We start from the raw sequence: 11,618 nt of genomic DNA, 5'->3' as shown, positions 1-11,618 counted from the left end.
CTTACCTATCAAAGTACGCGGCGGCATCAATGGAGCCTAGATCAATATCCCTATGTAAAATATAAGAGGCTGCATCGCCCTCGAACGTTGTAGCACCCTTCAAATATCCGTCTGAGGATGAGCTTGTCATTATACCCTTGCTATCAAGAGTGCCTTCAGCTGAAAGTTGCAGTTCTGAACTTAACAACTCATGATTTGTTGTAAGAGTAGTGCCAAAAGTACCTCTAGAAAAATCAATCTCAAGTGAGCCATTTGTTACTTCCATTAATGATCGATCGCCATCAACAGTTGTTAAAGTCGCCTGAGCATCAACTAAATGGAAAGACAGGCTACCAGCAAGAGTTGGATCAAGTTCGTTTAGGCTAGAGGTTTGCCTATAAAGCAATGAAATATCACCCGTTTCACTGTTAATATCAGTAATAGCAATGCTCTTTCCTGAGCGAGCTAAACCTGCAGTAGTGATTATTCGATCTGTATCTAGAGTATTACCCCATCGTCCCCATGTTAGTTTTCTTTCCGATAAAGACGTCGCGTTTAGTGCCTCTGTAGGAACGTAATTATCAGGGGGAACGCGATTGTCTGCCGTAGCAAGATTATTATCAGAAACATAAGCAGAAACCAAAGACTCAACTTCATCTCGATCATTTGGTGTGGTTTTCAGTTCCTGATCGACGCCGTTGTTTGGCTCTGTTGTATTTATACCAGCAAGAGACACAGAATTAGCTAAACTGTCTGTATCAGAAGATGACTCAGAGCCAGAAATAGTTGCATTAGTATTGCTTTCTGAAATCGTTGAGCTGGTGTTTTCTTGTGCTTCTTCTGTTTCAGATTGAGAATCCTGATCAGCATCAGCATCAGCATCAGCATCAGCATCAGCATCAGCATCAGCATCAGCATCAGCATCAGCATCAGCATCAGCATCAGCATCAGCATCAGCATCAGACAAACTGTTCTTAAGCTCAGTGGCAAAGGTTTCTGATAATGGGATCAATCGCGGAGTCGACGTTAGTGCGCTGAGCTCTAAAAGCTGTTTGGCTTGGCCTGTAAGCTCGACTGAATTCTCAGAACAAGGCCCAAATGAATCGGCAGCACAGGCATCAGAAAAAGGTGCGACGACAATGGCGCCTTCGTTAACAACAGCCTGAATCAAGCTGGAAGACGCTTTTACAACAAAGTCGGTACCGCGAACACCAATGGCTGCAATAGGTGTATTTAATCGAAACTTATCTCGTGCGGCTTTCGCACCTGCGCCCGAGATAGAGCGCATCACACCTTCACTTAAGTCAAACTTAATAACTGAGTCGGAGGGCTTGTCTGAATTATACTGATAATGCTCAATAAGAAGCTTGCTGTCGGGTCTTACGCTAACCAAACCATTGTCAACAAACTGAATATAAACATGTCCATTAGACAAAGTTTCAATGATATCGCCTTCATTTAATTCAGTGCCGACTTTGATGAGGGTGTCCCCATTTAAATAAGCCTTACCAATTGTCATCGAAACGATTCCTGCTGCATGATGACCAGCATAAGCATTAGTGCTCACAAAAGACAGCAACGCAATAGCGGCCCCCATACTAGCTAGCAATTTCGCTAATAAGATAGTGCAGGTGGCACGCTTCTTGATGGAGCATTGGCGATGTGTATAACTCATAAAAGTTGTATTCATTTTTCTCTGCCTTGGACCCTTCCGGCTCAGAAAGTCCAAAAGAAATTTAAAATATATAGGAAACTAATAATAAACAGCTGAGTCTTTAACAAGGTGATTGTGATCACATCTCTTAAAAAAACTTGAATTCATCGTATTTAGAGTATTTAAAGGTAGAGGATTTGGCTACCATGATTTGTCCTCTGCACGATTTGCTGGGAAAATTAATGCCAATTAAGTGATTCAGTGTCGCTTTTGGGGCAAGGTTTTGCCGTATTAATTGAACACAGATACCTCTTGGAATAGCGCGATCAGAATGTATTGGAAACAGTTATGGCTGTAACAAAAGAGCTGCTTAAGCGTTTTGATGTGCTGGCGTCTTTGCCAGATGAAAGCTTAGAGCAACTTGCTTCACAGTCCTCACTAAAATTGGCGAGTCGTCGAGCCGTATTAATTAATGGAGGTTATCCAACGGATAACCTTTGTTTCTTGTTTGAAGGGCGCTTGCAAGGGGTTGATTTTACGCTGGATGGTCGAGAGGTTGGTTTATACTTTGTCGAGCCTGGCGGCTTTTGTGGTGAGTTAGGCTTATTTGATGGGGAAGGACAGCCTGAAAGTGTCATTGCTTTATCTAAATCTCAGGTAGTAATGATTCCTGCCATAGCCCTCAGAAATGTCATGCAACACAGTCACTTGTTGGTTGAGCGTTTATTTACGCGCATGGCAACACGTGTAAGGCGCTTATCCGCGCAAAGGACATTGCTGGGACTGTCCAGTACTTCAGCTCGAGTTTGTGGTCAACTATGGATGATGTTACAGGATCAAGAGCCAATCAATAGAAAAGAAGGTGTGATACTCAACCCGCCAACCCATCAAGAGCTTGGGATTATGCTCAATTTGAGTCGCGAAACCGTTACCCGTGTTTTTCAAACGCTTCAGTCGCGAGAGATTGTCCGACGTGATGGCACCAGCAAATTGCTCATCTTGAACGAATCTGTGTTGAAGCAACAATTTGAAGCCGGTGATTCATAAAGAATCACCTAAAGCGCTCACTCTGTAGTCAGCTGATCGCTCGTACAGCAAGCTCCTACAAAAAAAACCGATGCTCCATGTAGGAACCCGCTGTGCGGGTGAACAAAACTGCCATATCGCTCGCACAGCAAGCTCCTACAAAAAGAACAGATGCCCCATGTAGGAACCCGCCATGCTACAAAAAAACAGATGCTCCATGTAGGAACCCGCTGCGCGGGTGAACAAAACTGCCATATCGCTCGCACAGCAAGCTCCTACAAAAAACAGATGCCCCATGTAGGAACCCGCTGCGCGGGTGAATAAAAGTCGCCATGCGGTTAACCTCCATATCGCTCGCACAGCAAGCTCTTACAAAAAAACGATGCCCCATGTAGGAACCTGCTGCGTGGGTGATCAATTATTTTGAAAGGCGGTCTTTCACTCGACGTTGCAATTGCTGTGGGATACAGCGCGCAATAGGACGAAGGATAGGGGTGCTTCGTAGGTAATAAAGCGTATTTAATAAATGCGTACGCAAGGCTTGTTTAAATGTTGGTTTGCCATTTAAGAGAGGGTGGGTTTTCTGTAGCCAATTGGCCAGCTTCTGCGGTGCGATAGGACGGATGTCGGGCTTTTTGCAGAGTGCTAAATAATCGGATTGGTAAGAAAAGTCCTGTTTGGCCGGTTCGATAGAACTTTTCAGTGTATTCAACTGATCGAATGTTGAGCCTTCTTTACTGAGGTTCTTAAGCAGCTCAGTCACTTCGTCTGCTTGCCATGTCCAAGGGATAATCCAACTTTCGGGGCGTCCATAAAGTCGCTCAGAAAATGCCCCTACATTCGGAGCAAGGACTGGTAGTTTTGCTTCGATCGCGCTACTCAATGTATAGCTGTACGTTTCAGGCCACAATGCCGTAAACCATACTAAATCAGCTCTACCTTCGGCTTTGCGGCTTTCGAGTAGGCTCAGTAACTCAGACTCTTGATAGCGACCGTGAACATGTAAATTACTTCTGCCTTTAGTTATCAGGTCCCTGTAGCCATAACCAATCAACTCAAAATCAACATTGATATTGTTCTGCTTGCAAAGCAGAGCTGTTTTCTCCAGTAAATCGGCGCCCTTTATGCGGCTGAGTGCACCAACAACGATCACATTCAGTGTGTCGTTTTCTTGCTTTGCCAGAAGCGGAGATGGGTAGAACTCAGAGCTAAAATGACGAGCTTGCTGATGATATTGGGTAACAATATTGGCTTTAGGGAAATAGTACTGTAGACGGCAAGCTGCATCTCGGCTTGGGGCAAAACATCGAGTTGCACCATCTAGAAGCGCTGTAAAACGTTGACGCCATTGTTGACGGTCAGGGGTGTCGTCTAGAGCCGCGCCGCTTTCCAGTAAGACCGCTTCTGTGCTTTGACCTTTGAATTTATCATCATGATCGGTCAATGAGATAGAGTTGCAGGCAAAATAGAAATCATGTAGTGCAACAAACCAAGGTAGGTCAAGCTGTTTGGGTACATCCATCAGCCAATCAGGTAACCCTAACATGTGATGGAAGTGGAAAGAGGCAAGTGGTAACTGCTTTAAGATACTTAATAATAAACGCTGTTGGTTTTGTGCTTCAAAATAGAGAGAGTATTCAGACTCGACAGGAGTCAGGCCTTCGTTACTGACTCGTACAGGGGTAAGTGCTAAATAGCCTGGCTTTTGTGAACTAGGCATCAGCATTAGAGAATAAGCATTATGTTTAATTTCTTTGCTTAGCTCTTCAACAAAGCGCAATGTGCCGCCACCACGGTTATGAGTAACATGAATGACAATAGGTTGTTCGCTATGCAGTAACGAAGCCAGCCAGGTAGCAACGCGAGCGCTTTTAGCTGGATCTTCGGCAATGTGTCGATGTACATCTCGTTCATAGTGCGGATGTCTTTTTGCCAGCTTGCCTAAGGCACCATGTTTAAGTTCATTGTGCTCATCGCCAAAGCTAACGTTGCCAGTATGTTGCACGAATGTATCCAGCGCAAAGCGATTTTTCCAGCCTGCTTTGATCGCCCGTTGGCAGAAATCATTTTCTTCGCCATAGCCTTTGCCAAAGGTTTCCACATCAAAGTAGCCTACTTCTTCTAAACAGCCTCGTGTAATGTACATGCAGAAGCCAACGCCAGTTGGAATATCGACGGCTTGACCGTGGTTGCTGGCTGCAAACAAAGTGTCTAAATGCGCAAGTGACGTATTGCTGGGGAGCTGGTTGTCTTGGCAAAAAGTTGGGTAGCTGCAAATGGTGGCATTATTAGAAAAAGGGGTAACAGTGCCAATTTTTTCGTCAGCGTAAGCGGCAGCATAGATGCGATCAACCCAATCATTGGCAACAATCGTATCGCTATTCAATAATAAAACATCACGCTCTTCATGCAGCTGCATGCCGCGATTGACGGTGGCAACAAAGCCAAGGTTGACTTCGTTGATCAGTAGCGTAAATAAACCTTTTTTAGCTTCTTCCTTGAGGTAGGCACTTACTTCTGGCTCAGGTGAGCAGTCATCAATAACAATCAGTTCATAAGGCGTTTGCTGTTTAGCTTCGTATACACTATTAAGGCAATCCTGTACGTCCTTCAGTCCGCGGTATACAGGAATGATAATGTCAATCGGGCGATTCATGTAAATTCTCAATGTTTTTTACGCTTTAGTCCCTGATACAGGTGCCAGTACCAAGGCTTAAGTAATAATTCGTGCTTGTGCTTATTATCCTGCTCAACTTGCTGCAAGGACGCCTGCAATAAAGAAAAGTTTGAGCGCAGCTTGTCCATCTCGGGTCTTTCGTTACTTAGGGTCTGCTCAAGTGTCTTAATATACTCTGCGGCTTCGTTATATGAATCAGCGAGTTTAGCCGTATCGCGATCCTTCTGTGCAATGACAGCTAACGCTTCTGAGTGCAGGGTCGACAAATGCGCAACATCTTCGTCTTTTTTGGCAATGACATCAAGTGCCTGCTGATGCAAAGCTGTTAATTTCTCGATATCAGCGTCTTTTTGTGCAATGACATCAATCGCATGCCGATAATCTGACTCTAAATGTTTTAACGCTTCATCCTTTTGCTGTATGACCGCCAAAGCATGTTCGTGAAGCTGACCGATACGATTAAGCTCTGCTTGATTGAGGGCTTGTAAATCTGAAATGGTTTTGGCATGTAAACTGTGCGAATGCTGTAAAACACCACTCAGAGTCTCAGAAGACTGAGTGGGAAGCCACTTCTTATAAATTTGCTCATAGGCTTTTTTTGCGGCCTGCTCCGCACGCACACTGGATGCGTTGGCATGCATTCGATAAATGCTGTGACTTTCATTGATAAAGTGAAATGCACAGTGTTGCTGGATCTGTAGCCAAAAGTCCCAGTCCTCAAATAAATCAAACTGAGCATCAAACTGAGCGTAATCTCGTAAGCGCGTGTTGAAAAGTACCGTCATGATAGGTAAGCAGTTTTGATACAAAAGCTGCTCAGTCGTTGCTGGGCTTCCTTGCCTAGAAAGAAGTTTCCAAGATTTTTGCTCATCCAATATCATCGCTTTAGTGACATTATGAGTAGCGCCTAATTGATCGCTTCTGAATGTGTCTTGATGAGCTTTTAGTAAGGAGCTCAGATGAGTAGGTTCCAGCAAATCGTCGTCATCTAAAAATAAACTGAATTTTCCGGTGGCTGCATTTAAGCCAAGGTTTGCCGCACCAGAACGCCCCATCGCTATCTTATTAGAAATATATTGCAACGAAACATCTTTGGTTGTCTTGATCAGAGCATCTGCTATCTCAGCGACTTCCTCTCCACCGTCATTAATGAGCACGATTTCGATAGGACGATGCTGCTGTTGAATGACAGAGTGAATGGACTCTTGCAGCATATCAGGACGGTCTTTAGTGCGGACGATGACCGATACAAGATGCTCGATCGTTAAAGATGACGAATACGACATATATTATAAGAGGGACCAATACCAATGAAAAAGGCGATAGAGAACCATACCTTAAACGATTGGTTATATCCATGCTTTGCAATGCTGCCCAGATACTGTTTGTGGTCCCTTTGATTTAATCAGGGCGAAAAATGGTAGGTCACCCAAAAAGGTGTGCACTTCTTTGCGAACAAATAGCGATGGTGTTATCTTAGCCGCCATTTTTATGGTCACACAATAAGGCTTTTCATGATCCCCATTCTTTGGTTTCTGCAATACGCTTTACCTGTTTCTCAGTGGCAGCTGATCATGCAGCTGACCAAGCGCCAAATACAGCAACGCTTTAAAGGCTCTATGCTGGGGGCTGCATGGGTGTTTATCACTCCCATCCTAATGTTGGCGGTATATACCTTCGTCTTTAAATCGGTACTCAAAGCAAAATGGCCGGGTAATGAAGACGCCAATAACATCGAATTCGCGCTGCAAATTTTCTCTGGCTTGTTGATCTTTAACCTATTTGCCGAAGTGCTTAGTCGTGCTGCCAGCTTAGTGACAGAGCAACCCAATATGGTCAAAAAAGTCATCTTTCCACTGCCTATTTTGGCTTGGGTAAACGTACTGTCAGCCTTGTTTTTCGCTCTGGTCAGCTTCTTGGTATTATTAGTTGGCGCTTGGTTTATGCGAGGTGAACTCAGTGTTCATGTGTTAGCGACACCTTTATTACTGATTTTATTGCTGCCTTTATTGCTTGGGCTTAGTTGGGGATTGTCGGCGTTGGGTGTGTATTTAAGGGATTTGACGCAAATTATTACCCTAGTGCTGACGCCATTGATGTTCTTATCGCCTATATTCTATCCGACTGCTGCGTTGCCAGAATTTGTGCAAAGTTTTATGGTGGTAAATCCATTGGTGATTCCGATTGAACTATTGCGAGATGCGGTGATGCAAGGTCAATGGCCCCAGCAAGGCATGGCTTTATTTGTCTATTTGTTGGTGGCTGGAAGTATTATGGGATTGGGAGCAGCAGGCTTTCATAAATTAAAAAAGGGGTTTGCAGATGTCCTCTGATATTGCCTTGCATATTGATAGAGTATCGAAAACTTACCATTTATACGATACCCCGAAAGACCGCTTAAAGCAGATGCTATTTCGCGGCCGCAAGCAATTTTTCCGCGAGTATCAAGCTCTACAGCCCGTATCGTTCTTTTTGCCAAAAGGCGAAGTATTAGGTGTTGTGGGTAGAAATGGTGCGGGTAAATCCACCCTCCTGCAGTTGATCTGTGGCACCCTGACGCCGACCACTGGACACGTCAATGTGAACGGGCGCATTGCCGCACTATTGGAGCTTGGTGCAGGCTTCAATCCCCAGTTTACTGGTCGTGAGAACATTTACCTATCAGCTTCGATCATGGGCATCTCTCGACAAGAAATAGACAGTAAAGTCGAAGAAATTATTGATTTTGCCGGTGTGCGCAACTTTATCGACCAACCTGTTTCAACCTATTCAAGTGGCATGTATGTGCGTCTTGCCTTTTCGGTTGCCACCAGTGTTGAGCCGGATATCCTGATTATTGATGAAGCACTGTCAGTAGGAGATGGCGACTTTGCTCGACGCTCCTTTGAGCGCATCATGGCCATGAAAGAGCGCGGTGCGACCATCTTGTTTTGTTCGCATTCTCTGTATCAAATCGAAGTCCTGTGTTCAAAAGCCATTTGGATCGAAAAAGGTCAATTGGTCAAACAGGGAACGCCTGCGGACATAGTGCCAGAATACCAAGCTTTCCTCGATTGTTTAGCAGAAAACCCAGAAGCAACGCCTGCAGACGTTCAAACGCGAGTGGTGCCATCTAACATGGCATCCGACGAGCAGGACGAGCAGAGTGCCACGACAAGTGATACGGCTATAGAAAAGGCAGAGGCGAGCGCAGACACATCCGCGCCTTCTGGCAATGTGCCGCCGCAAGGGCAATATGCCCGAATTCAAAAAGTCGAAGCACATACCGATACGGAAAAGGGCGAGCTGCTCAATGTGATGAGTGGTCAAACCGATGTCACCCTTGATATCCGCTTCAAAACCACTCTAAAAGACGAAATCCCGCAAGTGGCATTGGTGGTCCATAACTCAGCTGGACAATTGATCACCAGTTGTGGTGCTTGGGTAGCCGGTGTGCAGCCTAGTGTGGATGCCGAGGGCATTGGTCGCATCTCCGTGACCTTTCCGAAAATGCCACTGCTAAAAGGCACTTATTACATTGGCGTCTTATTATTCTGCGAGCGTGGCTTATTTTTGCATGATGAAGCAGACCCTGTAGTCACGCTACAGGTGGCACAGTCTAACCAAGAGCGTGGCTTAGTCATGCTGCCTCATACGTGGCAGCAACCGGGACCTGCAAAACGCCTGAAAGAAGACGCGATCGTCACCGACAGAAAGCCAAGTGACCGTTGGACCGTCCGAGAAGCCGATGCCGTGGCAGACTTTGAAAACATCAAACGTCTGTTCCAAGACACCTTTAAACAACCGCTCCACGAAGATGTTTGGCACTGGAAATACCGTTATGCCAGCAGTCCCGGTTACATGGTATCCGAAGGCGATGAAGTGGTTGGTTTCTGTGGTGGTGCACCGAGACGAGGTTTAGTAAAAGGTACGCCAGCAACCTTGGCTCAATTAGGGGATGTTATGGTTGATCGACGTCAACGAGGCGTATTAACCAAAACCGGCCCGTTTTACCGCAGTGTTTATGGCTTCCTAACCGAAAAAATTGGTCAAGGACGCGACTTTCCTTACGGCTTTGGCTTTCCTAACCGTCGACATCTACGAGTGGGGGAGCGTCAGAACCTTTATGCTGCCACGGACCGCATTCTAGAAGCCCAATGGCCTGCCAAAGCAGGAGATATGCTGCTAACCGCTTGGGCAGGAGATGAACAACAGGGGCCGCTGATTGATCAACTGTGGCAACAGATGATGCCGCACCTAGGTGACTACCTAGTGGGTGTACGAGATAAAGAGTGGATTCGCTTCCGCTTCCTTGAAAAGCCAATGGATCAGTATCAAATCTGGTTTGTCGCTCAACCGGATCAGCCGCAAACTCCCATCGGTTTAGTTGTCTTAAAAGACCACCCCGAATCGGAACACATGGAATTATTAGATTTCATTGGAACACCGCAACACAGCCATCAACTGCTGGTCGCAGCTCAGCAACTGGCGGAACAAAACGGACGCCAGCGCATACAGTCTTGGCTATCGGGTAACGTCTATGCATGGCTGGAAACCGACGAAGCCAGCGTCGAACCAACTGAAGTCTTTGTCCCAGGCAACGCCCTAGATAACCCAGAGCACCTCGCCGAATCCAAAGGCAACTGGTGGCTAATGGGGGGCGACAGCGACTTCCGATAACCCCATGTAGGAACCCGCTGCGCGGGTGAACAAAACCACAAACCAAGGACGGTTTAAATGAAAGGATACTCACAACTTCGCAAAGGGCGCTCATCCGCCCCAGACATTGTTTACCACCTAACCTTCGCAACGGATAAACGGGTAATTTACTTTGCAAACTTCCGCACGGCTCGGAAAATCATCACCTACATGCAATATTGTGATTTACAAAATTGGTCCAAAACCATCGCCTTTGTTGTAATGCCTGACCATATCCACTGGTTACTGCAACCGAAAAATAAAAACATTTCAGAGCTAGTTCGAATAGTCAAAGAACGATCTAGAAAAAAGCTCCGAGTACACTGGCAAAAAGGCTTTTATGACCGCGCCATGCGCAGTGAACAGGAGAGCATAGAAATCGCTCGTTACATCATCGCAAACCCCAAAAGAGCAGGGCTCGTCACAAGCGTTACCGATTACCCACACTGGGATTGCATCTTCCTGTAGGAACCCGCTGCGCGATTGAACCACCCAAATCGCCATTGTAGGAACCCGCTGCGCGGGTGAACCAACTCATCCGTTGTGTGATGAATATTGTTCGCTCGCACAGCAAGCTCCTACAAAACCTCCTATGAAAACCCGCTGCGCAGGTGAACAAACCCTAAATTGGGGCTTGTTCTATCACCGCTCTCCCGCCAAAATAACGGGTTTACTTGTCAGGATGATTGCTTGTGCTTGAACGATACTTCACCCCATATCACACAACCTCTGCCGTAAGCGGTGATCGTATCGCCATTTTAGCCCCTCACCCAGATGATGAAGTATTCGGTTGCGGTGGCAGTGCCTGCAAATGGGCCGAGCAGGGTAAACTGGTTCGAGCCTTTATCATCACCTCAGGGGTAGTCTCTGGAGAATTTGGTGATACCCCCGAAGCGGAAATCAAACGCGCGGAAAAAGCCCAACTACGCGCAGACGAGTCTCGTGCCGCGGCTAAAACGCTCGAGCTACCAGAACCGGAGTTCTTTAAGCGGCAGGATGCGGCATTATTAGATGACCAAACCATCGAAGCTGCGCTACTTGAGCGCTTGACCGCCTGGCAGCCAACAACGTTGGTGGTGCCTTCTATATGGGAAATGCATCGAGACCACCGAGCGACCGCACAGCTAGGGTTATCTTTGGCGAAACAACTGCCAACTTTAGAAAGATTAGCCTTTTACGAAGTCGGCGTTCCCCTAACCCCAAACTGCCTAGAAGACATCACCGCTTACCAAAACCGAAAATGGCAAGCCATGCAGGACTTCCCTTCGCAACTGACTGGACAGCATTACGCAGAGCAAATGCGCGGCTTAAATACCTTCCGCTCCTATACCCTAGGGTTAGATGTTCACTTTGCCGAAGCCTTCTACATTCTAGATAAAGATGAGCTGGACGCATTTGCCCAACAGCAACAACCAGATCAAACCACCCTAACGCTCATGCACGCTGAAAAGCAGACACAACAGCAGCAGCAACAAACAGAACAAATGCAACAGCGCATACATGAGCTGGAACACATGCTCCACCAAACACACCAAACCTTATCTTGGCGCATCACCCGACCACTACGCTGGCTACGCAGCAAACTGTAAGACCCCGCTGCGCGGG

8 protein-coding genes are annotated in these 11,618 nt (G+C 46.4%); 5 read left to right on the top strand and 3 right to left on the bottom strand.

The genetic code is table 11. From position 1 onward, the window contains the following. Position 1 precedes the first annotated feature (1 nt). On the bottom strand, positions 2–1,669 hold the full coding sequence (locus tag ACXAC1_RS04195) for a FecR family protein (RefSeq protein ID WP_475059125.1): 1,668 nt from the start codon (positions 1,667–1,669) through the stop codon (positions 2–4). A gap of 312 nt (positions 1,670–1,981) precedes the next feature. On the opposite strand from ACXAC1_RS04195, the gene ACXAC1_RS04190 reads away from it, so the two are divergent. Beyond that, the gene (locus ACXAC1_RS04190) at positions 1,982–2,680 is read left to right on the top strand and encodes a Crp/Fnr family transcriptional regulator (protein WP_475059123.1); all 699 of its coding nucleotides are present in this window, start codon (positions 1,982–1,984) and stop codon (positions 2,678–2,680) included. Between the two features lie 397 nt (positions 2,681–3,077). Here the strand turns inward: ACXAC1_RS04190 and ACXAC1_RS04185 are convergent, their stop codons facing one another. Together ACXAC1_RS04185 and ACXAC1_RS04180 are read right to left on the bottom strand one after the other, a co-directional pair. Continuing rightward, complete coding sequence (locus ACXAC1_RS04185; protein ID WP_475059121.1) at positions 3,078–5,315, bottom strand: glycosyltransferase; 2,238 nt, start codon at positions 5,313–5,315, stop codon at positions 3,078–3,080. 8 nt (positions 5,316–5,323) lie between these two features. Next, entirely contained in the window at positions 5,324–6,622 is a 1,299-nt protein-coding gene (locus ACXAC1_RS04180) for a glycosyltransferase (RefSeq protein WP_475059118.1), read from the bottom strand. 228 nt (positions 6,623–6,850) lie between these two features. Here ACXAC1_RS04180 and ACXAC1_RS04175 point away from each other — a divergent pair, with 228 nt between their 5' ends. The 4 genes from ACXAC1_RS04175 (at position 6,851) to ACXAC1_RS04160 (ending at position 11,602) form a co-directional block, all read left to right on the top strand. Beyond that, positions 6,851–7,669 carry an ABC transporter permease gene (locus ACXAC1_RS04175; RefSeq protein ID WP_475059116.1) on the top strand — a complete coding sequence of 273 codons (819 nt, stop codon included), beginning with the start codon at positions 6,851–6,853 and terminating at the stop codon, positions 7,667–7,669. Next, positions 7,659–9,995, top strand: a complete 2,337-nt coding sequence (locus ACXAC1_RS04170) for an ATP-binding cassette domain-containing protein (RefSeq protein WP_475059113.1) — start codon at positions 7,659–7,661, stop codon at positions 9,993–9,995. Before ACXAC1_RS04175 ends, ACXAC1_RS04170 begins: the two co-directional genes overlap by 11 nt. 57 nt (positions 9,996–10,052) lie before the next feature. After that, positions 10,053–10,481, top strand: coding sequence for an REP-associated tyrosine transposase (locus ACXAC1_RS04165; protein WP_475059110.1), 429 nt, complete (start codon positions 10,053–10,055; stop codon positions 10,479–10,481). Positions 10,482–10,705: 224 nt separating this feature from the next. Further along, positions 10,706–11,602: a PIG-L deacetylase family protein gene (locus ACXAC1_RS04160; protein WP_475059108.1), complete on the top strand. Its 897-nt coding sequence runs from the start codon at positions 10,706–10,708 to the stop codon at positions 11,600–11,602. Positions 11,603–11,618: the final 16 nt, after the last annotated feature.

The organism is Marinomonas sp. AWM4_232 (assembly GCF_056158325.1).
The sequence above is the reverse complement of the archived record's forward strand: the minus strand, read 5'-3'. Positions and strand labels throughout refer to the sequence as shown.